Here is a 24189-nt window from a genome sequence, read left to right on the forward strand (position 1 = left end):
CGGCATCTGTGGGAGCAAATGCCGGCTTCGTTTATTTATTTGCTTAACGTAATTTTAAAGTCATTAGACCCAAAACTACCAGCATAATTGTGATAATCCAAAAACGAATCACCACCTGAGTTTCACGCCATCCCTTTTTCTCATAGTGATGGTGCAGCGGTGCCATTAAGAATACACGCTTGTTCCGCATACGCAGTGAGCCAATTTGCAAGAAAACAGAAATAGCTTCAACCACAAAGACACCGCCCATAATGGCAAAAACGATTTCTTGACGAACCATGACTGCGATCGTACCGAGCATCGCACCTAGAGATAAGGCCCCGACATCACCCATAAACACTTGCGCTGGATGCGCGTTAAACCATAAGAATGCCAAACCAGCACCGATCATTGCCGCACAGATCACGACAAGTTCAGATGCGTATTTTACATAAGGGATATGTAAATAATCGGCAAAACGAACATCACCAGCCAGATAAGCAAATACACCTAAACCTGCGGCAACCAGAACGATTGGCATAATCGCCAGACCGTCCAAACCATCCGTTAAGTTCACAGCGTTAGATGCGCCGTTAATCACCAAATAAGTAAAAACAATAAAGCCAATACCGAGTGGAATAATAGACAACGGAATGCTAATTTCTTTAAAGAATGGAATCAGCAGATCCAACATATTTGAGGTATGTACTGGGTTTGCTTGCTGTGTCGCAATCACATAGAGCGCAATACCGGCGCCTAACGATGCCACAGAAGTCCAAAAGAATTTCTTCTTCGCAGGTAGACCGGCATTATCTTTATAACGGATTTTAATCCAGTCATCTGCCCAACCCACAGCACCAAAGATCACCATCACGACAAGTACAATCCATACATAAGGGTTTGAAAGATCGGCCCAAAGTAAGGTTGAAATCCCAATAGACAGTAAAATCAACACACCGCCCATAGTCGGTGTGCCCATTTTTTTGGCATGATTTTCAGGTGCAAATGAACTGACTGCCTGACCATATTTGAGAGCTTGCAATTTGCGGATCATCACAGGTCCAAGCAACAGACCAATGGCCAATGCCGTTAAGACACTGAGTAGCGAACGAAGCGTTAAATAACGAACAACCTGAAACGAGCTGTGATAACCCGCAAGCTGCTCAAATAACCATAACAGCATTAAAGTTTCTCCATCAATTCAGCCATCAAAGTTTCCATGTGGGTATAACGAGAACCTTTAAACAGGAAACTCATGGACTGAGGCTGATGTGTTTTGACTAGACTAATTAATAACGGTAAAGCCTGTTCTTGAGTAAGAAAGGCCTGTAATTTTTTACCATATTGTGTACTGCGCGCGCCTTCTTGCACAGCAGGTGAAAACTCACCGACAGCAACGACAAATTGAAGACCAGAGTGTGAGACAAGATCACGTCCCAACATGTAGTGCTGCTGTGCAGCAGATGAACCTAACTCACCAATATCCCCAATGACCATGACTTTGATGCCATCTTGCTGCGCAAGTACATCAGCAGCAGCACGCATTGAGGTTGGATTTGCATTGTAAGTATCATCAATAAACAAATAATCTTTATGTTGAATAAAGTTTAGACGGCCTTTGGCACCTGTCGCATGTTCAAGCCCCACAACGATATCATCTAAACTCACACCAATCGACAACGCGAAAGCTGCGGCTGCAGTGGCATTTTGCACATTATGTTCACCAGCAAATGGCAGTTGAACAGGACGTGCACCTTGTGGCGTATTTAAGATAAAACGTGAAGATTGAGCCTGAAGCTCCGTCTCAGTCGCAAAGACATCCCCGCCCTGACCAAAACTCATTACTTGCTCAGTTTGCACCGCTTGACGAATGGCATCTGTAAAATCATCTGCCGCAGGAACAATCGAAGTTCCTGTTTTCGCTATATGTGCATAAATTTCAGACTTGGCACGACAAATGCCATCACGCCCACCAAATTCACCCATATGAGCAGTACCAATATTTAAAATACCGGCAACCTGAGGCTGTACCAAATTTGAGGTGTAATCAATTTCACCCTTATGACTGGCACCAAGCTCCATCACGGCATACTGATGTTCTGGACGCAACTCAAGTAACATCATCGGTACGCCAAGGTCATTATTTAAATTACCGCGCGTAATTAATGTTGGTGCAAGACGAGAAAGGATACTCCCGAGCATCTCTTTGGTCGTAGTTTTACCACTGCTTCCTGTCAAGGCAATGACTTTTAAAGCTGGGTTTTGGGCACGACGAAATGCACCCAAATGTCCGAGCGCTAAACGTGTATCTGCAACCACCAACTGACAAATATCCACATCGACCGGATGACTCACAATGGCAATTTCACAACCCTTTTCAGCCACTTGAGCAAGGAAGTCATGCGCGTCAAAGCGTTCACCTTTCAGGGCAAGAAAAGCATCGCCTTGCTCTGCATGACGTGAGTCGGTCAAAATTCTTTTTACAGAACCTGTCGGCGCTTGATTATTATGCCAGTGACCTTGTGTCGCTTGAACCAACTGTTCGGCAGTCCATGGTTCTAACGGAACCGTACTGGTCGTTGAAGTATGCATATCTGTTTCCTATTGCGCTGGATAAGCCGAGTCAGTGTTATGATGCTGGGAATCAATCGCTGATTTCACTTCCACCACATCATCAAACCAATGTCGAACACCATCAATTTCTTGATAGTTTTCATGGCCTTTACCAGCAATCACCACAATATCACCCGCTTGCGCATGGTTGACTGCGAATTTAATCGCTTCACGGCGGTCATGGATTTCATGGACAGTTTTTCCAGTAAAATCAATACCAGCCTTCATATCTGCAAAAATTTGTTCTGGGTTTTCAGTACGTGGATTATCCGAGGTAATCAACGCAACATCTGCATGGTTTAATGCCGCTTGTGTCATCAATGGACGCTTACCACGGTCACGATCACCACCACAGCCAAACACCGCCCATAACTGTTGCGATACATGACGTTTTAAAGTCTGTAACACTTGAACTAAAGCATCTGGTGTATGTGCATAATCCACCACAAACAGGCGTTCATCATCACGAATCACTTGCATACGACCCGGTGCACCTTTTAACTCGGGCGCAGTTGCGATCAAGGCAGATAAATCAAAACCCGCTTGCTCCGCTGAAATTAAGCTCGCCACAATATTTTCAATATTGAAGTGTCCCAATAATGGACTTTGCACCACAAATCCAGCTTGAGCAGTACGCAATTTAAATTTTGCGCCCGTTAAGCTGTATTGAATATCCGTCACTTGATAATCCGCAGCCTGACGCGTTGAATAAGTCAAAATTTTAGGCTGAGCCGAGTTTTGGCGTGCGGCATTCAGCATCACTTCTGCATGTTCATCATCGAGATTGATGACTGCAACTTTGAGCGATGGAAACTGAAACAAACGTGATTTCGCTTCAGCATAGGCTTCAAGGGTTTTATGATAATCCAAATGGTCACGACTTAAATTGCTATAAGCGGCAATTTCAATTGCACAGCCATTTAATCGACCTTGTTCTAAGCCATGCGAACTTGCCTCAATGGCAGCAAACTCTGCACCCTCAAGCGCATAGGCATGCAATGCATTTTGCATATGTAACGCATCTAAAGTGGTGTGAGAAGAGGCTTCTAAATTCGGTAAAATTCCGTTACCAGTGGTTCCCATCACTGCACATTTTTTGCCTTGCAACATGAGTAATTCAGCGATTAAACGAGAGATCGTGGTTTTACCATTGGTACCCGTCACTGCCAAAATTCGTGCAGCTTGAACCGGTTGAGTCGCCTGTAAATATTGCTTTTGCCACTGCCCCATCAATTGACGCACATCAGCGATCACGACACTTTGATCCAAGCCCAAATCAGTTTCGGAAATAACTGCCAACGCACCATTTTCTAACGCTGTACGTGCAAATTGTGCTGTTTTTTCAGGTTGCGAAAACGAAGTCAGGGCAATAAATATTTGCCCTGCTGTAACTTTGCGACTATCCAGATTGAAGCCCTGAAAGGATTGCGACATCCATTCAGCGGGCTGTTCAACGGTGTATAGATCTTGAAACGTAATTTTCATTCATCACCTATTACTGGATCTTAGGAGTGTCTAAAGGTTTATCTAAAGGTACGTTCATTAAACGTAAAGATTCTTGCATTACACGAGCAAAAACGGGTGCAGCCACCAGACCACCGTAATACTGACCTGTTGGGTTTTCCACCACAACAATCATGGCCAAACGTGGATCACTCACTGGTGCGACACCAGCAAAGAGTGCACGATATTCTGAAGTCGAATAGCCTTTACGGTCTGCACGTAATTTATGTGCTGTACCAGTTTTACCCGCCACGCGATAACCCGGAATATTGGCTTGACGTGCCGTACCACCCGGCAAGGTCACCGCTTCCATCATTAAAAGTACTTGATCAGCAATTTTAGGGTCAACCATCTGCTCACCTTTCGGCTTTTCCTCAAGCTTGTACAAGCTCAGTGGCATTTTGACGCCCTTATTGGCAATCATGGCATATGCATCAGCCAGTTGGAGCACTGTAGCGTTCAAACCATAACCATACGCCATGGTTGCTACTTCAGACACATTCCATTTGCTCTTCGGCAAAATCAGACCAGCACTTTCACCGGGGAATTTCACCGCTGAACGTTGACCAAAGCCAAGACGTTGATAGAAGGTCGGCAATGTTTCATAAGGGAGAGATAAAGCGATTTTTGCCACACCGACGTTAGACGATTTTTGAATAATGCCGCCCAAAGTCAGAGGGCCATAGTTATGCGTATCTCGGATAGTATGATTCCCTACACGCATAGAACCGGGTGTGGTATTTACAACGGTATTTGCCGTGTATTTACCGCTTTCCAATGCCATTGCCACGGTCAATGGCTTCATAGTTGAACCTGGCTCAAAGGAGTCAATTGCACCACGGTTACGCATGGCATCTTTATTTAAGACACCTTTTTTATCATTTGGGTTGTAAGACGGCCAAGAGGTCATCGCTAAAATTTCACCCGTTTTGACATCGACAGCAATCGCTGTGGCAGAACGTGCGTTATTGGCTACGCCGGCTGCAGTCAACTCACGATACATAATGTATTGCAAACGTGAATCAATACTCAGCGTGATATTTTCACCCGACTCAACTTCTTTCACGATCTCAGGGTCTTTAACGCGGTTGCCCTTTTTATCACGGACAATTTGCTGCGCACCATCTACGCCTGCAAGACGTTCATTCAATTGCATCTCTAAACCTTCGATGCCCATACCCTCACTATTGGTTAAACCAATAATTTGTGAGTTTGGCTGAGGCTGTGGATAGTAGCGCTTATAGTTTTTCTCGGTATATACCCCCTGAAAGTCACGTTTCATGATCAATTCAGCTTGTTGTGGTGGCACTTCTTTCTTTAAAACTAAATAACGAGAACGTGGACGCTCATTCATTTTGCGTCTCAGTTCAGCACGATCCATCCCTACAGCATCAGCAAGTTCATCTAAATTCAGATTTTTATCCGGTAATTGACGTTTTAACTTACGGTTGTTTGGATCTTTAGCCAATTCGGCCGTAATTTCTTCAAAAAGTTTTTTATTGTCAAAATAATCACGTGGATCGATCACGATTTTCATGATCGGAGTACTAATGGCTAAAGGAACGCCGTGACGGTCATAGATTACACCGCGCATGGCTTTTAAGGTTTCAGTTCTTAAAATTTTGGCATTGGCTTTATTTTGTAAAAAGTCTTTATTGATGATTTGTACATAAAAAGCCCGCCCGACCAATGCAATAAAGCACAGTAAAACCACTGCCCACATCAAGTGATAGCGCCACATCTCCACCGAAATGGCTGTACGACCAGTAACAGACTGCTGTTTTTTACGCGGAGTTTGTTTGTTTCTCTTTTCAACCATGTGACCGGCAGCCTATTTTTTCTGTTCAGGAGTTTGTGGCAATGAAATAACAACGGTTTGTGCAATAGGAGGCGAATACATCCGTAATTGGGTAACTGCACGTGTCCCAATTTGGGCTGTTGCACCAAAAGTTTGTTGTTCGATCAGCAAACGTCCCCATTCTGCATTGAGGTCATCCCTTTCACGCATATAGGTACTCAATTGACGATAATCTTGGCGATATTCAAAGACTTGAAACACCACCATAATCGCACTCACAAAAACCAAGAGCAATAAAATGCCGTATGTAATGATTTTCTTTGACTGCGATTGATCAGAGTTTTTTTCGATTGCTTCGGTTTTCATTCTTTGCCTTTTAAGCTAAACGCTCTGCCACACGAAGCCAAGCACTACGAGATCGTGGATTGGCTTTAACTTCTTCTTCACTTGCTTTAATTCGTGACACTTTTTTTAAGCGGCGGGTATCTTCGCGTTTTTGTGGTAAACCCCAGCCTGTGTCTTCTGCAAGTGTAGATTCTTTTTGAATAAATTGTTTAATTAAACGATCCTCTAAAGAGTGGAAACTGATCACTGCCAGAGTGCCTTGAGGTTTCAGCATATCCACCGCTTGAGGTAAGAAGATATCAATATCGTCGAGTTCTTTGTTAATAGCAATACGAATTGCTTGGAAAGTTCGTGTCGCTGCATGTTTATTTTTTTCCCATTTCGGGTGGGCAACTTTCACGATTTCTGCCAATTGAGCTGTAGTTTCAATATATCCTGCCGCTTTAATCGCTTTGGCAATACGGCGGCTATAACGCTCTTCACCATATTTAAAAATAATATTGGCCAAATCTTCTTCTTCAATATCAACCAACCACTCTGCGGCTGTTGGACCTTGTGAATTGTCCATACGCATATCGAGTGGGCCATCTTTCATAAAGCTAAAGCCACGCTCTGCTTGGTCTAGCTGCGGAGATGACACCCCTAAATCCGCCATAACACCGTCTACCAAGTCGATACCACGACTACGCAGTTCCTCTTTTAAATCGGCAAAACTAGCGTGAATGATTTTAAAACGCGCATCTTCTTGTTCTAATTCTGCTGCAACAGCCAACGCTTGCGGGTCTTTATCAAAGGCATAAACACGTGCGTTTTCATCTAATTTAGACAGTAATAAACGCGTATGACCACCACGCCCAAATGTGCCATCTACGAAAATTCCTGTATTGCGATCTGCCAGTAAAGCATCAACAGTTTCATGAAGTAATACAGAAATATGCGACATAAGGGTTCGTTCAACACAGCTAAAAATGTAACTGCACATTATTACCTTGTTTTAGCAAAGCTCCAAACGTCTTTTTGTACAGAAATATTACTTTCTATAGAGAAAACCGTTTTTATTTTTTGCCATCCATTAAAAAACCTCCCGAAGGAGGTCTTTGAACATCTCAAATCCTAGATTTCGATGTATTAGCGCTTGTTATTGTAGATCTGATCGAAGATCGCACCATTCACAAAATGTGTTTGTTGTGCTTTTGCCCAGCCACCAAAGACTTCATCAATAGTAAAAGTTTTTAAAGGTGGGAACTGAGTTTTATATTTTGCTAAAACTGCTGCATTACGTGGACGATAAAAATGACGAGCTGCCATCTCTTGACCTAATGGAGAATAAAGATAATTGATATAGCCTTGAGCTAACCATTTATTACCATTTTTATCGACAGTTTTGTCTACGATTGCCACTGAAGGCTCAGTCAAAATCGACATCGATGGATATACGATATCAAATTTGTTTTTACCCAAAGTTTTTTGCGTAACTAAAGCTTCGTTTTCCCAAGTCAATAACACATCACCGATGCCTCGTTCAGCAAAAGTAGTCATCGATGCACGTGCCGCAGAGTCCATCACTTTTACGTTATGGTACATTTTACCCACGAAATCTTTGGCTTTGGCTTCATTACCACCCGGCTGTTTCAAAGCATACCCCCAAGCTGACAAGTAAACCCAACGTGGGAGACCGCCAGTTTTCGGGTTCGGGGTAATAATTTGTACGCCCGGTTTGGTTAAATCAGACCAATCTTTAATATGTTTCGGGTTGCCCTTACGCACCATAAAGACAATCGTTGACGTATATGGCGCTGAGTTATGTGGAAACTCTTTTTGCCAGCCCGGCTGAATCTGTCCAGACTTCACAATTTCTTCGATGTCATTGGCCAATGCCAAAGTCACGACATCACCTTTTAAACCGTCAACCACAGAACGGGCTTGTTTACCTGAACCACCGTGTGATTGTTTAAATGCGACCGTTTTACCGGTACGCTCTTTCCAATATGCACCAAATGACTTATTAAATTCGTCATAAAATTCACGCGTTGCATCATAAGAAACGTTTAAAAATTCACGATCAGCGGCCTGAGCAGACGCTGAGAAAGCAACACCAGTGGCAAGCAACGCAGCACTAAGCCACGCCTTAAATTGAGTTTTCATAACAGCCAGCATAAAGTTATATTCAATACTGCTAAATATATGAAATAAAGTCATAAATCGCAATTGTAGCGTGTTTAAACGTCTTGCTGGATACAGCTAACGCAGCGAATTTAATTGTTTGTTTTTCATATTAAAATACACAAAAACAATCTACTTATTCCCTATATATAGATTTTTATGCATTACATATGCAAAAAAACGGATAACCCCAATTATCCGTTTTTACACCAATCAACTTTATTTGCAGACTTACTCTTTATTCTTTTCACTATAGATTTGATCGAAAATCGCACCATTCACAAAATGTGTCTTTTGCGCTTTTGCCCAACCTCCAAACACTTTATCAATGGTAAAGGTTTGAACTTTCGGGAATTGAGCAGCGTATTTTGCTGTGGCTTTTGCATCGCGAGGGCGGAAGAAATATTTGCCTGCCAGCTCTTGGCCCTTAGGTGAATATAGATAGTTTAAATAACCCTTCGCCAAATTTCGATTACCATTTTTGTCGACGGTTTTATCTACTACAGCCACCGAAGGTTCAGCTAAAATCGAAATAGACGGATAAACAATGTCATATTTATCTTTGCCTAGGCCCTGAGTCGCTAATAGCGCCTCATTTTCCCAAGATAGTAAGACATCTCCAATGCCACGCTCAACAAAGGTCGTGAGCGAACCACGTGCACCAGAATCCAATACTTTGACATTGCTATAGAGTTTTTTCACCAATTCTTTGGCTTTGGCCTCATTTCCACCCGGTTGTTTTAAAGCATATCCCCAAGCTGATAAATAGATCCAACGCGGTGCCCCACCTGTTTTTGGATTTGGCGTAATAATTTCAACACCCGGTTTGGTTAGGTCATTCCAATCTTTAATTTTTTTCGGGTTGCCCTTACGCACCAAAAATACGATGGTTGAGGTATACGGTGCAGAATTATGTGGAAATTGTTTTTGCCAATTTTTATTGATTTGTCCGGTCGCCACAATTTCATCAATATCATTAGCCAATGCCAAAGTGACAACGTCTGCTTGCAAACCTGTTGCCACGGCACGAGCTTGTTTGCCAGAGCCACCGTGAGATTGTTTAAAATTAATCTCTTGTCCTGTACGTTTTTTCCAATATTGTCCAAATTCTTGGTTATATTCCTGATAAAACTCACGTGTTGGATCATATGAGACATTTAAGAAATCTTTTGCGGCATACACCTGTACCGCTACCCCACCCAACAATGCGAAAATGCCCGATGCTATTATTTTTTTCATCTGCTCAAACTCAAATTGATCTTGAGAGCACTATATAAATCAAAAATAACTTTAACAATCAGCTATCTATAATATAAATTCAAATCTATTTCTGTTTTAAAGATATCTAAAAATAACGTATTTAAAGCTTTAATTCTGCTAATACAGCAACAATCAGAAGCGATCTCCATGCTATCTTCATAGTTGTTTGCTAAAACATCCGAAAATCTGGAGAAAACAGTCTATTTAGGTAATCCTAGTACAGACTTTTTTAGTTTTTTTGTAAAAATTGTGACGTAGTTCTACTTTTTAATTACGAAAGATGGTTAAATCGTAGTCTAAATATTAAAACTATTTTGCAAATAAAAAGTTCCATCACCAAAACTAGGGGGAGATTTGGACATGAAATTTTCATACGCATTATGCCTAGGCTTAAGTTTAAGTGTGACTGCACAGACTGGTTTTTGTGCTGCAACCAGCACCGCATCGAATAATAAACTTACGATGCCTGCTGAACGTACCTCATTGATCGAAAAAGCGATTAATCAGCAAAAATCTGAAGGTAAAGGCCGTACAGACGATAATTTAAAAGTACTTACGTCTATTAAAGCTGCACCGACTCAAAGTTTCTTTGCATCACAAAACCAAAGTTTTTCTCGTTTTGTTCAAGCCATTTTTTCTGGTAGCAACTCATAACGACATCAGCATACTGATGCTGTCCAAGCTATTGTTTTAGACGAGTTCCCCTACTGTCGTCTAAAAAATACTAAAAAACGCCTGATCATTCAATGTTGAATTAAGCATTAAGTGATCAGGCTTTTTCGTTATAATAGATCCCAATTTACATTCTGATTAAAAGCTGATTATGACTGTTCGTACTCGTATCGCACCTTCTCCTACTGGTTTCCCGCATGTTGGGACTGCTTATATTGCATTGTTTAACTTATGTTTTGCGAAGCAACATGGCGGTGAATTTATTCTTCGTATTGAAGATACAGACCAACTGCGCTCTACCCCAGAATCTGAGAAAATGATTTTAGATTCATTGCGTTGGTTAGGTTTGAACTGGTCAGAAGGTCCAGATGTGGGTGGCCCTCATGCGCCATACCGTCAATCTGAACGTATGGACATTTATAAACAATATGCTTTGGAACTGGTTGAAAAAGGTCATGCATTCTACTGCTTCGCAACAGCAGAAGAACTCGATCAAATGCGTGCGGAACAACAAGCACGTGGTGAATCACCGCGTTATGACGGTCGTGGCTTAAAACACACTCCAGAAGAAGTGGCACAGCGTTTGGCTGCTGGTGAACCGCATGTCATTCGTATGAAAGTGCCTGAAGAAGGGATTTGTAAATTTAACGACTTACTACGTGGTGAAGTCGAAATTCCTTGGGCGCAAGTCGACATGCAAATTCTACTGAAAACCGATGGTTTACCGACGTATCACTTGGCAAACGTGGTTGATGACCATTTAATGGAAATCACTCACGTGATTCGTGGTGAAGAATGGATTCCATCTGCGCCTAAACACCAATTGTTGTACAAATATTTTGGTTGGGACATGCCAGTGCTATGCCACATGCCGTTGTTACGTAACCCAGATAAATCAAAACTGTCTAAACGTAAAAACCCAACGTCAATTAACTACTACAAAGACATCGGCGTTTTACCTGAAGCATTATTGAACTATTTAGGCCGTATGGGCTGGTCAATGCCGGATGAAAGTGAAAAATTCACTTTGGCTGAAATGATTGAACACTTTGACATTCAACGTGTATCACTAGGCGGTCCAATCTTTGATGTTGAAAAGTTGAACTGGTTAAATGGTCAATGGATTAAAGGTTTAACACCAGGTCAATTGCTCGACACCCTGCTGGCTTGGAAATCAGATCGTAATACCTTGGAAGAAATTGCTGCTGCGATTCAACCGCGTATTAATTTATTGTCTGAAGCAGTGAATTGGGCAGGTTTTTATTTCAACCAATTCCCAACACTCAGCAAAGAACAGTTTGAAAGCAAAAAATTGACTGAAGAACAAGTGCGTCAAAGCCTTCAATTTGCCATTTGGCGTCTAGAAAGCATGTTCACTTGGAACAATGACACCGTCAGCCAAACGCTTATGGATTTGGCGAACCAAATGAACATTAAACTTCGTGACTTCATGCCAACCTTCTTTATTGCTATTGCAGGTTCAACATCTTCGACACCGGTTATGCAATCGATGGTAACCATTGGTCCTGATTTAACCTTTGCTCGCTTACGTCATGCACTTGAAATTGTGGGCGGCCCGAGTAAAAAAGAAACAAAAGCATGGGAAAAACTCAATGAAAGCTTAAAACTGCCGAAAAATGATGCAGTTGATGAAGCTTAATTGATTTTTTAGTTGACGGATGGGCGTTATCCCCCTAATATAGCGCCCATACCGAGAGATGGTGTCAACCAACTCTAAGTTGCCTCAAATTGTCCCTATCGTCTAGAGGCCTAGGACATCGCCCTTTCACGGCGGTAACCGGGGTTCGAATCCCCGTAGGGACGCCATATTCAAGGTGATGCAAATCATCTTATAAAAAACCCAAGCATTATGACTTGGGTTTTTTATTGCCTAAATTTTATCTGATTTAAATTTACGGTATTTTTGCTTTCTGCGTCATTCTGATTAAAATAAACCATAGATTAAAATTATGGAGTTGCAATGCAATACCGTTGCCCAAAATGTCAAAGCCCTAAAATTATGCCTCTTGCGCAAGCAGGCCAGCCTGTTGCTCGTCCTGTCGTGCCTAAAAGCCTGATTATCCTCATCCCTGCGGTATTTATTCTTTTACTGTTGGTGATTATCAGCATCGCAATGTGGATTTTTGGTGACGGTGCAGGCACTACATTACAAACTGCGACTGTTGTTGTATTTATTGCTTGCTTGATTGCTGGCTTCATGTTCTATCGCGACCTGCCAGATTTCAAAATTTCAATGCAAGGTTTTATGCAATCACAGAAAAAATGGAAATGCCGCGAATGTAATCATGAGTGGGAAATCTAAGCCGGCCATTTAAATTACATCAGCATTAGTGCTGATGTGATTCATCATGAGAATGCGCGTGATCATCTTGATGATGCCCATGTGCATGATCAGACTTTTGGGTATGTTGGTGTACCACACATTCATCTTCTTCGATTTGTAATGTCATCTCCGTGATTCCATGTTCATGTTGCAACATTTCAATCGCCTCAAAATACAAGGCATTACGATCGGCTTCAGGTGCAAAGAGATGAACTGTCAAATGCACATTCTTTGATGTTATTGCCCAGACCTTTAACTGGTGAATACTCTCTACCCCATTGAGTGCCAATAAATCATTGCGTAACTTTTCTATGTCAATTTCTTCAGGCACGCCTTCTAATAAAATATTGATACTTTGTTTGAGTAAAATCCAAGTCCTTGGTAAAACCCAAAAGCCAATGAGCACCGCAATTAGTGTATCGACCCACATCCAGCCCGTAAAATAAATAATCGCTGCACCAATAATTACACCAACCGAACCTAGGGCATCACTCAACACTTCTAGATACGCCCCCTTCACATTCAAGCTTTCTTGTGAACTGGAAAATAAAATACGCATCGAGATTAAGTTAATGATCAAACCAATAACGGCGACAATCATCATGCCCATACTTTGAATTTCCGGCGGCGTTGAAAAGCGCTGATAGGCCTCATACAAAATATATATTGCAACTACAAATAACATCAAGGCATTAAACAAGGCTGCCAAAATTTCAAAACGCTGATAGCCAAAGGTGCGTTTGTTGTCAGCAGGAAGCTTGCCAATTTTGATCGCGACCAATGCTATGGCAAGGGCTGCAGCATCGGTGAACATATGTGCCGCATCTGACAATAGCGCCAAACTTTGCGTCATAAATCCTGCAATGACTTCAATAATCAAAAACGTCGTGGTCAGTGCTAAGGCAAAACTTAATTTTTTGACATTCCCTTCCGTCACAACGGCATGGCTGTGGTCATGCCCATGATGCTCACTCATTATTTTCTGACCTTTATAAATTATATGTTCTTCAGTCTTGAGCTTAACAGGTGCAGTAAGCGTAATAAAATTACATTATTCAACCTTCAGTACTACGTTTTACCTTCAAACTTTAAAACTGCTTTTTTCAGCATCTACTTTCAATTTATTAAAAATAATTTTTCGCAATCTAGATGACTTAAATCACTTATAGATATTTTTCAAGAACTATTCACATATCATGACAAGCATGCTAATTTCATCTTAGTGTTCTGCATAAAACAATTAAATCAATCAACACAGCGCACGAATGACTGCAATTAATTTTTTATTAATCAAGTGGTTATATTTTTAAGCAAGGAGTTTAACAATGATGATACAAGCTCTGAAAAAAGTCTATGCACTGTTATCACAACAGATGAATCCAAAGTAATAAAAAACCAGCCCGCAGGCTGGTTTTTTATTTTAAAACTGGAACTTAGTTACCAATTTTGCGGTATTTTTGACGCTTTGCAACAAGGTCATCACCATCACGTTTACGACGGTATTCTTCAAATTCATGGTAGTTACCTGTGAAGAATTCAGGGGTTTCACCTTCAAATGACAAGATGTGCGTTGCAATACGGTCGAGGAACCAACGGTCATGCGAGATCACCATGACAGTACCTGGGAATACCAGAATAGCATCTTCAAGCGCACGTAAAGTTTCAATATCCAAGTCGTTTGACGGTTCATCGAGTAAGATGACGTTTGCACCCATTTGCAGGATTTTCGCAAGTTGTAAACGGTTACGTTCACCACCTGACAATTGACCTACACGTTTTTGCTGATCTTGACCTTTGAAGTTAAAGCGACCGATATACGCACGAGATGCGATTTCGTATTCACCAATTTTCAAGATATCTAAACCGCCAGAAACTTCTTCCCAAACAGTTTTGTTGTCATCTAAGGTGTCACGAATCTGACCAACATAAGCCACTTTAACAGACTCACCCAGTGTAATTGTACCTGTATCTGGTTGTTGTTCGCCTGTCATCATACGGAATAATGTGGTTTTACCCGCACCGTTTTCGCCCACGATACCTACAATTGCAGCAGGTGGTACAACGAACGATAAATCTTTATAAAGTGTACGGTCACCAAAGGATTTACTGATACCTTCAACTTCTACAACTTTGTTACCTAGACGTGGACCAGGTGGAATATAGATTTCAGACGTTTCGTTACGCTGTTGGAATTCGCGTGAGTTAAGCTCTTCAAAACGCTCCATACGCGCTTTGTTTTTCTTTTGCTGACCTTTGGCATTTGAACGAACCCATTCAAGTTCTTTTTTCAATGCTTTAGCAAAAGATTCTTCTTGCTTCTGTTCTTGCTCTAAACGGGCATTTTTCTGCTCTAACCAAGAAGAGTAGTTGCCTTGGTATGGAATACCCATGCCGCGGTCAAGCTCAAGAATCCACTCTGCCACGTTATCCAAGAAGTAACGGTCATGGGTAATCGCAACGATCGTACCAGGGAAGTCTTTCAAGAAACGTTCCAACCATGATACTGATGAAGCATCCAAATGGTTCGTTGGTTCATCTAGAAGCAACATGTCTGGTTTAGACAATAACAAACGGCAAAGTGCAACACGACGGCGCTCACCACCAGACAACTTAGATACATCTGCATCCCAAGCTGGAAGGTTCAACGCTGCAGCAGCCTGATCCATTTGGTTCACAATGTTATGTGCATCCCATGAATGGATAATGGCTTCTAACTTCTCTTGTTCTTTTGCAAGTGCGTCAAAGTCAGCATCTTCTGCTGCATATTCTGCAAACACTTCATCAAGACGCGCCAAAGCATCTAACGGCTCACGTAAACCGTCTTCAACGTTACCACGAACGTCTTTGCTTTCATCCAATGGCGGCTCTTGTTCAAGGTAACCAATTTTGATACCCGGTTGAGCACGTGCTTCACCTGAGAAATCTTTATCTACGCCCGCCATAATACGAAGCAAGGTAGATTTACCTGCACCGTTTAGACCAAGCACACCAATTTTTGCGCCTGGGAAAAATGATAAAGAGATGTCTTTCAGGATTTCGCGCTTAGGCGGAACCATCTTCGACACACGGTTCATCGTGTAAATATATTGGGCCACTTAGGACTCCTCAATAGTCAAAACATATACGGAACAACACAAAGTTGCCCCTGCTCAATTGAGCGAAAAAATAATCGGCTATTATACGCATAAAGTCGTGAAAAAATAAGGTTTCGCACACGCCTTCAATGCATTGTTACAAGTTTAATGGCGAACAAAATTTAAACATGCGTTTTTAAGCATGATTTCGCTCATCTTTAGCTGAAAATTTTTCAACAATATGAATAATTATGATATTCATTTTATAAATAAAGCACTTTTATTCATATATATAAATGATAGACTATTTAAAAAATTAGCTCACTTAGATGATGTAATCATGACATATAAAGACGAAACTTTAGCAATTCACGCGGGGTATACCCCGGAAGCAACCACCAAAGCTGTTGCAGTTCCGATCTATCAAACAACATCATATTCGTTTGATAACACGCAGCATGGTGCTGATTTATTTGACTTAAAAGTTCAGGGTAATATTTATACCCGCATTATGAATCCAACCACGGCGGTACTTGAACAGCGTGTTGCAGCGCTCGAAGGCGGTATAGGCGCACTGGCGTTGGCATCAGGTATGTCTGCCATTACATATGCGATTCAAACCATTGCTGAAGCGGGCGACAATATCGCTTCTGTTTCGACCCTGTACGGCGGCACATATAACCTGTTTGCCCACACCCTGCCGAAACAAGGCATTGAAGTTCGCTTCTTTGATTATCAAAACCCTGAAGCGCTGCGTAGCCTCATCGATGACAAAACCAAGCTGGTCTTTGTCGAATCTATTGGTAACCCATTGGGCAATATTATTGACCTCGAAGCAATTTCGAAAATTGCGCATGAATTTGGCATACCTGTAGTCGTAGACAATACTGTTGCCACACCTGTTCTGCAAAAATCATTTGAATTTGGTGCCGACATCGTGGTGCACTCACTCACAAAATATATTGGCGGTCATGGTAATTCGATCGGTGGCATCATCGTCGATAGCGGCAAATTTCCTTGGGGCAAATACCCTGAACGCTTTAAATCACTCAACACCCCTGATCCAAGCTACCATGGGGTCAATTATGTCGAAGCCTTAGGTGACGCAGCCTATATTGCCCGTGCGCGCGTGGTCCCGCTGCGTAATACAGGCGCTGCGATCAGCCCGCATAATGTATTCTTAATCTTACAAGGTTTGGAAACCTTAAGCCTGCGCATGGAGCGTCATACTGAAAATGCGCAAAAAGTGGCGGAATATTTACAAGCGCATCCAAAAGTAAAATGGGTCAACTACGCTGGCCTAAAAGACCATCCTCAGCATGCTTTGGCGCAAAAATATGTCAAAGGCAAACCATCTGCGATTCTTTCCTTTGGGGTTCAAGACGGCCTTGCAGGTGGCACACGTTTCATCGATGCGTTGCAGTTATTTACTCGCCTTGTGAATATTGGTGATGCCAAAAGTTTAGCTTGCCATCCTGCGACCACGACACATCGTCAGCTCAATGAAGATGAACTCAAAGCAGCCGGAGTCAGCATTGATATGGTTCGTTTATCGATTGGGATCGAGCATGCAGATGACTTGATTGCCGACTTAGAGCAAGCCTTAGCTGCTGTTTAAACCACAAGTGCACAATCCACAGGTCTTATTTTTAAGGCCTGTTTTTATTTCCATTTCATTTAAATAACCACCCCCACATTATCCGCCTTTCAATTTTGCGCATCTATGGCCCTGCTTCTATATTTATTTACAATTTTATTTATCTTGAAAATCGACTTTTTTTACGTTGCAACGATGTGGATAAAAGCACTTCTCTTTCACATATTTATGTGTTAAAAAATGAGTAAATAGGGATTTTAATTTAGAGTAAAAACTCTAAATATTATTTTATTATCAATTACTTATCATATGGCTTTTTTGAAATAAAACGCTATCATACCGCTGACTTAAAACAGCCCTGCACATAGCATTGTCGGGCCGATAAATGAATACAATAAAACTGATTTAACAGGGAACCTCATCGTGAATTCAAGACTTGAGAAACGTTTCGTTGACCGTATCAACGGCAAGACCATTTTAATCACCGGTGCATCAAGTGGTATCGGTTTAACCACAGCGCATCGCCTTGCCAACGCAGGCGCACATGTTCTATTGGTTGCACGTACCAAAGAAACTCTTGATGCCGTAAAAGCTGAAATTGAAGCCACTGGCGGTAAAGCTGATGTTTTCCCATGTGACCTCAATGATATGGAATCCATTGATGCTGTGGCACAACGAATCCTCGCTTCCGTCGATCATATTGACATCTTAATTAATAACGCTGGCCGTTCTATTCGCCGTGCCGTGCATGAATCAACTGATCGTTTCCATGATTTTGAACGCACCATGCAGCTTAACTATTTTGGCGCGGTACGTTTGGTCATGAACCTGTTGCCAAAAATGATGATTCGTCGTGAAGGTCATATTATTAATATCAGCTCGATTGGTGTATTGGCCAATGCAACGCGCTTCTCTGCATATGTTGCGTCTAAAGCCGCATTAGATGCTTTCAGTCGTTGCCTAAGTGCTGAAGTTCACTCGCATAATATTGCCATCACGTCTGTCTACATGCCATTGGTGCGCACACCAATGATCGCCCCAACCAAAATTTATAAATACGTACCAACCCTTTCTCCAGAACAAGCGACAGACCTGATTGCCTATGCCATCGTGAAACGTCCGAAGAAAGTGGCGACCAATTTGGGCCGTCTGGCTTCGATCACCTACTCCATTGCTCCTGACATTAATAACAAACTCATGTCGATTGGTTATAACTTGTTCCCAAGCTCTTCAGCGTCTATTGGGAAGCAAGAAAAACTCAATTGGGTACAAAAAGCATATGCTCGCCTATTCCCTGGTGAACACTGGTAAGACCTGATTCACCCCTAAAAAAGCCCTTTTGAGGGCTTTTTTATTGGGTTTTATGCAGCATCTTTGCTACATTGGGCTGAGATAAAATCAACTTTTATAACAATGAAAACTCAAAATATTGCCATCATCGGTGCAGGTACGGCAGGATTGGCTGCTGCAGCAATGCTTGCTAATCAAGGCCATCAAATCTGCTTATATGAAAAAGTCTCACAACTTGAACCTGTGGGCGCAGGATTATTATTACAACCCGCCGGGCTTGCGGTTTTCGAACATTTAGGCATTTTGGAACATGCCTTAAGCCTAGGTGCTGTGGTAACAGGTCTGGAAGGTCAACTGGCTGGCGGCGACTTGCTGATTAACAGTCATTATCGACAAGCCGATGAACGTTCATATGGACTCGGCATTCACCGTGCCACGCTCTGTCATGTCCTCGCATCCAAAGTCTGTGAATATCCTCAACACGTTGAGTGGTGCATGGCGCATGAAGTGCATGAACTTCAAGAATCCAGTGAGGGTATAAACGTAATTGGGCAGTCCGCAGATCAATCCTTTCAACGTCAGTTTGATCTCGTGCTGATCGCCAATGGTGCACGCAGCCATTTACGCCCTAATGCATGGGAAAAGCTCAACCAAGCCTATCCTTGGGGGGGCGAAGTGGATCATCGTGCCTGAATGCGAAGTACTCAATCCGCAGATCTTGCATCAGTTCTATGACCGTTCCAATATCATGATGGGTGTGATGCCAACGGGAGCAATTCCAACGCAGCCTGAACAGCGCCTTTCGAGCATTTTCTGGAGTCTGCCTACAGAAAATTTAGAGGGATTCTTAAAAACAAAGAACGCACAGCAGCAATGGTTGCTTGAAGTTTCAAAACGCTGGCCGAGTGTTGCAGAATGGTTAGCGCATGTGATTCCACATCCAGATGATCCGCAGCAATGGCTATCTGCCAATTATCGTGATGTGGTGCTGAGCAAACTTGGTGAAGGTCGTATCGGCATATTAGGCGATGCTGCTCATGCCATGAGTCCACAGCTTGGACAAGGCGCCAATATGGCTTTGCTCGATGCATGGGCCATCAGTCAAGCTCTGCTTCAATATCAACAGGACTCCTCACTGCAAAACCTCTGGCAGGAGTATCATCAGCTACGGTTGCCCTCCGTGCGATTTTACCAATTTTTTAGTCGCTTGCTGACTCCTTTTTATCAATCACATCATCGCTGGACAGCACCGCTCCGTGATTTTTCATTTCGTGCTATGTATCAGCTGCCGTTTTTCCGCAAAGAAATGGCGATTACGATTTCCGGCTTAAAAACGGGTGCATTTGGGCAAATGAATTATGCTGACATTGCCCGAAAGCCTGCAGATGATTCTGCGGCTGAACTGCGCAATTTAAAATTTGATTAAGAATTAACTCCCCATCATTCTCTTGATGGCTTACACTATAGTGCTGCTCAAATGCTGCGGCATTTATTTTTTGATTTTTGAATTGGTGAAATCCTCATGAACAACCTGCAATGGCTCGATGAAGTAAAATTTAACGAACAAGGCTTAGTGCCTGCTATTGCACAGCATCATCAAAGCGGGCGCGTATTGATGGTGGCATGGATGAACCGTGAAGCGTTGGCGCAAACTGCAGAAAAAAATCAGGCGGTGTACTTTTCACGTTCACGCAATAAGCTATGGCACAAAGGTGAAGAATCTGGCCATTTCCAAACCGTACATGAAATCCGTTTGGACTGTGATGCTGACGTGATTGTGCTACAAATTGAACAGCATGGCGGCATTGCCTGCCATACCGGCCGTGAGTCATGCTTCTACCGCAAGCTTACTGCCAATGGCTGGGAAATTGTCGATGCGCAATTAAAAGATCCGGCTGCAATTTATGGTGCAAAATCAGCAAATCCACATACTCTTGCGATGAATGCATCCAATGCGCAATCTGAGCAAGTCGAAGTACTCGACTACTTAGGTAAAATGATGGCTGAACGCAAACAAGCTGATCCTGAGTCCTCTTATGTGGCAAAGCTTTACCATAAAGGCCTCAACAAAATTTTAGAAAAAATCGGTGAAGAAAGTGTTGAAACCATCATTGCCGCTAAAGATTTCAAAATCGAAGCCAATGAAGACAACAAAAACGATTTGATTTACGAAGTAGCAGACCTTTGGTTCCATACCATTGTGATGTTGGGTTATTTTGATATTGATCCTCAATTGGTACTTAACGAACTCGCTCGTCGTCAAGGCCTTTCCGGTTTGGTTGAAAAAGCCAACCGTCAGCACTAAGACGCAACCGTGCCAGATCTTAAAAAACCGACCGCGACCTATGAGCAGGCCACCGCCATAGATAACGCACGTCTTGGTAAATCATTTAAAGTGATTGCCTATGCTGGCACAGGTAAAACAACCACACTCCAAATGATCAGTGATGCCATGCCTCAGCGGCGTGGCATGTACTTGGCCTTTAACAAAGCCATTGCCACCGAAGCACAGAATCGTTTTCATCAAAATGTCGACTGTCGAACCTTCCACTCATTGGCTTATCGTAGTGTTCCACGTGGAGTGACTGACAAACTGCGTCTACCACGTTTAAGTCCGAGTTTTATTGCCAAAGAATATCGACTAGAACCGATCACCTTACGTCGTATGATGGGCGGTCGTTATGAAAAATATGTACTCATGCCTTCACGTTTGGCAAGTCTGGTGGCAAACGCTGTCAGTTATTTCTGTTCGACCAGTTCGCAATACCCTGCCCCACGACATCTACAAGCACCGAGTTGGCTGCATCCGGACGATATCGAAAGCTTACAAAAGCATTTGTATCCTGCCATTGAACGTCGTTGGTTAGAGTCGATTGATCCGAATCATGCAGCAGGGATTGGACACGATATTTATTTAAAACTTTGGGCTTTGTCTGAACCGAATATTCCTGCGGATTATGTGCTGTTCGATGAAGCTCAAGATGCTGACCCGCTAATGCTAGGGATTTTACTGAAACAGCGGAATACTCAAGTCATCTATGTTGGCGATGCGCATCAACAAATTTATGCATGGCGTGGCGCAGTCAATGCCATGCAGCAACTCCCTTTACCCGAATCCCGTTTAACCACGTCTTTCCGTTTTGGTGAAGAAATTGCCTTGAACGCCAATGCTCTACTGGGCGCATTGAACGAAACCGTGCCGTTATTGGGTAATCCGCAGCTCAACTCTAAAGTGGTCAATAAACCACATACCAAGATGCGCGATGCCATTTTATGTCGTACCAATGCACGTGCGATGGAACTGTTATTGGCGGGTTTGGTTAAGGGCGAAAAAGTTAGCCTGCAAGCAGATCACGCGCGACTCAATCGTTTTGTCGATGCTGCAGCCATGCTCAAGCAAGGCAAGCGCGTAGTCGATGTCCCAGAGCTTGCGTGGTTTAACTCATGGCATGATGTGCATGAATATTGTGAAACCAATGACGGCAGCGATATTAAACCGCTAGTGAAGTTGGTCGATGACCACGGTACTGACCCACTGAAAAAGGCGCTGGCGAAAATCACCCCAATTGATCAAGCCGACTATATCATCTCGACCGCCCATAAAGCCAAAGGCTTAGAATGGGATCGGGTACATATTGAAGATGACTACCAATTTAAGCTCAACGATGAAGATTATAAAATTAGTGACGAAGAGTTACGGTTACTTTACGTGGCTTGCACACGTGCTAAAGTAAGTTTAAATATCCATCATATTTATGACTTGATGCAGCACTTAAAACGTCAAATGCCCAAATCTTTGGCACAAGCGGTCAGCTAGTATGATGAAAAGGGTGAATAAACAATAAATCAGTAAAAGGTGCACCATGAAATTACAATCGATCCAACTCAAGCACACCCTTCATTTTACTGATATCACCCTCAATTTTAATTACCACGATCTGCCGATCACCTTAATTTTGGGTGATCAAAGTTCTGGAAAAACCTCCCTACTACGCTTTAGTTATCAGGCCCTCACTTGGTTTGCTGCACGCTATAAAGATTTACGTACCGCAGGCGTGGTAATGCTCGATCAAGACATCATGTTAAATCGCTTGCAATCGAAACTTGATATTCAAGTCAGTTTTCCCGAAGAGATTGGCTCATTTCAGCTTTCAAGTGATCAACAAGACCAAGACCCACAATGTTGTTCATGGCAATTGTACAAAACCTTAAACAGTCAAGGCGTCGGTCTCAGTAAGGCTGAAACACAGCAATTAGAATCGATGGTTGCGCTGTATCAAAAAGCCCTCAAAGCCGATACGTTACAAGGGTTGCCACTCATTGCCTATTACCCTGCTGAACGTTTCGTCAACGATGTGAATATTCTCAATAAAAATAATCCTGCTATTTTTCAGCCTTCGCATGCTTATGAAATATCGGCCATTCCCTTTACCACGTTTATTCGTTTTTTTGAGTGGTTTCGAGAAATATCCGACATTGAAAATGCGCAAAGTGCCGAATTAATTCAAAATTTATTACATCCTAAAACCCAAGCAGATATACCCAACGCATCAGAAACGCCTCTTTTTGGGCATAAACTAGCACAAGCTCAGGCCGATCTACACGCGCCGTCACTCAGATCATTAAAACAAGCCTTAGAGACCGTGTTGCCCGATGTGACCAATATTTATCTGCAATATCACCCCAAATTACAGTTAATGGTCTGCTATCAAGGCAAAGATATGTTGTTCCAACAGCTATCAAATAGTGTACGCAACCTTGTGGCCTTAATTGGTGATATTGTGCGTCGCCTCTGTCTGCTCAATCCTCATAGCTTATATCCGTGCCAAGAAGGTGACGGTATTTTATTGATCGACGCCATAGACCACCAACTCGATCAAAACATGACTCAAGTGATTTTAACCCGTTTAAATCAAGCGTTTCCACGACTCCAAATCATTGCCAGCGGCAACCGTCCTGAACTGATGGAACAGGCTTCTCGCTTTCAGTGCTTACAATTACAGAATAAAAAGCTCAGTGAAATTCAGCCTGAAAAACTACAAGAAACCTATGATCAAATTTATCAGCAGTTGCAACTCGGATCTAAACCATCGCTTCCACCTAAAACTGAAGAGACTGAATTAAATGAGCCGCTGAACCATCCGGATACCATCCAGCACATGTTGCAATTAATTCAGACACAACTGACCGAGCAACAGCAACAAGAATTGGTTAGGGCTTTATCACAGCGAGGTGATCAGGACATTACGATCCAACCGCTGAGTTAAAAATACTGAGGTTGATTGACTGAGTGTAATCCATAGCCTCGATGTTTAAATATTCAGCAATAAGGCCGCAATAGATGTCTAGACAGTTTCGTCAGGCGTATAATGTGTAAGTGGGTCATAAAAAAGATTGATGTTGTTTTACGCATGTAATATGATCGGTTTTATTTGCAATTTTCATAGTAACATCGGAAATTGCTATCGCTTCACGAGTTGCGCAACACAGCTTGTTTTTAATTTTTTTGACACACATGGCTTTCAAGATTGAATTTTTGGACTGCTCTTTG

At 42.4% G+C, this 24189-nt stretch carries 18 protein-coding genes, 1 tRNA gene and 1 pseudogene; 10 read left to right on the forward strand and 10 right to left on the reverse strand.

Annotation, left to right across the window (positions count from 1 at the left end; translation table 11 throughout):
* Positions 1 to 43: 43 nt before the first annotated feature.
* From mraY to B1201_RS04695, 8 genes are all read right to left on the reverse strand, one after another.
* Positions 44 to 1162 (reverse strand): phospho-N-acetylmuramoyl-pentapeptide-transferase, encoded by a 1119-nt coding sequence (gene mraY, locus B1201_RS04660; RefSeq protein WP_078192535.1) that lies wholly within the window; start codon positions 1160 to 1162, stop codon positions 44 to 46.
* Positions 1162 to 2571 carry a UDP-N-acetylmuramoyl-tripeptide--D-alanyl-D-alanine ligase gene (locus tag B1201_RS04665; RefSeq protein WP_078192536.1) on the reverse strand — a complete coding sequence of 470 codons (1410 nt, stop codon included), beginning with the start codon at positions 2569 to 2571 and terminating at the stop codon, positions 1162 to 1164. The genes mraY and B1201_RS04665 overlap by 1 nt, the downstream gene beginning before the upstream one ends.
* 9 nt (positions 2572 to 2580) lie before the next feature.
* The gene (locus tag B1201_RS04670; RefSeq protein ID WP_078192537.1) at positions 2581 to 4077 is read right to left on the reverse strand and encodes a UDP-N-acetylmuramoyl-L-alanyl-D-glutamate--2,6-diaminopimelate ligase; all 1497 of its coding nucleotides are present in this window, start codon (positions 4075 to 4077) and stop codon (positions 2581 to 2583) included.
* Between the two features lie 10 nt (positions 4078 to 4087).
* Positions 4088 to 5914: a penicillin-binding protein PBP3 gene (gene ftsI, locus B1201_RS04675; protein WP_078192538.1), complete on the reverse strand. Its 1827-nt coding sequence runs from the start codon at positions 5912 to 5914 to the stop codon at positions 4088 to 4090.
* 12 nt (positions 5915 to 5926) lie between these two features.
* Positions 5927 to 6259: a cell division protein FtsL gene (gene ftsL, locus B1201_RS04680; RefSeq protein ID WP_078189390.1), complete on the reverse strand. Its 333-nt coding sequence runs from the start codon at positions 6257 to 6259 to the stop codon at positions 5927 to 5929.
* A gap of 10 nt (positions 6260 to 6269) precedes the next feature.
* Positions 6270 to 7181, reverse strand: a complete 912-nt coding sequence (gene rsmH, locus B1201_RS04685; RefSeq protein ID WP_078192539.1) for a 16S rRNA (cytosine(1402)-N(4))-methyltransferase RsmH — start codon at positions 7179 to 7181, stop codon at positions 6270 to 6272.
* Positions 7182 to 7366: 185 nt separating this feature from the next.
* Positions 7367 to 8383 (reverse strand): sulfate ABC transporter substrate-binding protein, encoded by a 1017-nt coding sequence (locus tag B1201_RS04690; protein ID WP_078192855.1) that lies wholly within the window; start codon positions 8381 to 8383, stop codon positions 7367 to 7369.
* Positions 8384 to 8632: 249 nt separating this feature from the next.
* The gene (locus tag B1201_RS04695; protein ID WP_078192540.1) at positions 8633 to 9640 is read right to left on the reverse strand and encodes a sulfate ABC transporter substrate-binding protein; all 1008 of its coding nucleotides are present in this window, start codon (positions 9638 to 9640) and stop codon (positions 8633 to 8635) included.
* 381 nt (positions 9641 to 10021) lie between these two features.
* On the opposite strand from B1201_RS04695, the gene B1201_RS04700 reads away from it, so the two are divergent.
* From B1201_RS04700 to B1201_RS04715, 4 genes are all read left to right on the forward strand, one after another.
* Positions 10022 to 10315 carry a hypothetical protein gene (locus B1201_RS04700; RefSeq protein WP_078192541.1) on the forward strand — a complete coding sequence of 98 codons (294 nt, stop codon included), beginning with the start codon at positions 10022 to 10024 and terminating at the stop codon, positions 10313 to 10315.
* Between the two features lie 169 nt (positions 10316 to 10484).
* Positions 10485 to 11993 (forward strand): glutamate--tRNA ligase, encoded by a 1509-nt coding sequence (gene gltX / locus B1201_RS04705; RefSeq protein WP_078192542.1) that lies wholly within the window; start codon positions 10485 to 10487, stop codon positions 11991 to 11993.
* 91 nt (positions 11994 to 12084) lie between these two features.
* A tRNA-Glu gene (locus tag B1201_RS04710) sits at positions 12085 to 12160 on the forward strand.
* Between the two features lie 154 nt (positions 12161 to 12314).
* Positions 12315 to 12656: a hypothetical protein gene (locus B1201_RS04715; RefSeq protein ID WP_078189395.1), complete on the forward strand. Its 342-nt coding sequence runs from the start codon at positions 12315 to 12317 to the stop codon at positions 12654 to 12656.
* Positions 12657 to 12681: 25 nt separating this feature from the next.
* Here B1201_RS04715 and B1201_RS04720 read toward each other — a convergent pair whose 3' ends face one another.
* Both B1201_RS04720 and ettA read right to left on the reverse strand, forming a co-directional pair.
* The gene (locus tag B1201_RS04720; RefSeq protein WP_078192543.1) at positions 12682 to 13653 is read right to left on the reverse strand and encodes a zinc transporter; all 972 of its coding nucleotides are present in this window, start codon (positions 13651 to 13653) and stop codon (positions 12682 to 12684) included.
* Positions 13654 to 14110: 457 nt separating this feature from the next.
* A complete protein-coding gene (gene ettA / locus B1201_RS04725) occupies positions 14111 to 15772 on the reverse strand; it encodes an energy-dependent translational throttle protein EttA (protein ID WP_078192544.1) in 1662 nt (553 codons plus the stop codon).
* 319 nt (positions 15773 to 16091) lie between these two features.
* Between ettA and B1201_RS04730 the strand changes: the two genes are divergently transcribed.
* The 6 genes and pseudogenes from B1201_RS04730 (at position 16092) to B1201_RS04755 (ending at position 23905) form a co-directional block, all read left to right on the forward strand.
* Entirely contained in the window at positions 16092 to 17369 is a 1278-nt protein-coding gene (locus B1201_RS04730; protein WP_078192545.1) for an O-acetylhomoserine aminocarboxypropyltransferase/cysteine synthase family protein, read from the forward strand.
* A gap of 402 nt (positions 17370 to 17771) precedes the next feature.
* Entirely contained in the window at positions 17772 to 18659 is an 888-nt protein-coding gene (locus tag B1201_RS04735; protein ID WP_078192546.1) for an SDR family NAD(P)-dependent oxidoreductase, read from the forward strand.
* Between the two features lie 102 nt (positions 18660 to 18761).
* Positions 18762 to 20064 (forward strand): annotated as a pseudogene (locus B1201_RS17260) (FAD-dependent oxidoreductase).
* A 96-nt stretch (positions 20065 to 20160) separates the two neighbouring features.
* Positions 20161 to 20943 carry a bifunctional phosphoribosyl-AMP cyclohydrolase/phosphoribosyl-ATP diphosphatase HisIE gene (hisIE, locus tag B1201_RS04745; protein ID WP_078189402.1) on the forward strand — a complete coding sequence of 261 codons (783 nt, stop codon included), beginning with the start codon at positions 20161 to 20163 and terminating at the stop codon, positions 20941 to 20943.
* 9 nt (positions 20944 to 20952) lie between these two features.
* Positions 20953 to 22455 carry a UvrD-helicase domain-containing protein gene (locus tag B1201_RS04750; protein WP_078192547.1) on the forward strand — a complete coding sequence of 501 codons (1503 nt, stop codon included), beginning with the start codon at positions 20953 to 20955 and terminating at the stop codon, positions 22453 to 22455.
* Positions 22456 to 22501: 46 nt separating this feature from the next.
* On the forward strand, positions 22502 to 23905 hold the full coding sequence (locus tag B1201_RS04755) for an ATP-binding protein (RefSeq protein ID WP_078192548.1): 1404 nt from the start codon (positions 22502 to 22504) through the stop codon (positions 23903 to 23905).
* Positions 23906 to 24189: the final 284 nt, after the last annotated feature.

This window comes from Acinetobacter sp. ANC 5600, assembly GCF_002018395.1.
Classification (GTDB): Bacteria; Pseudomonadota; Gammaproteobacteria; order Pseudomonadales; family Moraxellaceae; genus Acinetobacter; species Acinetobacter amyesii.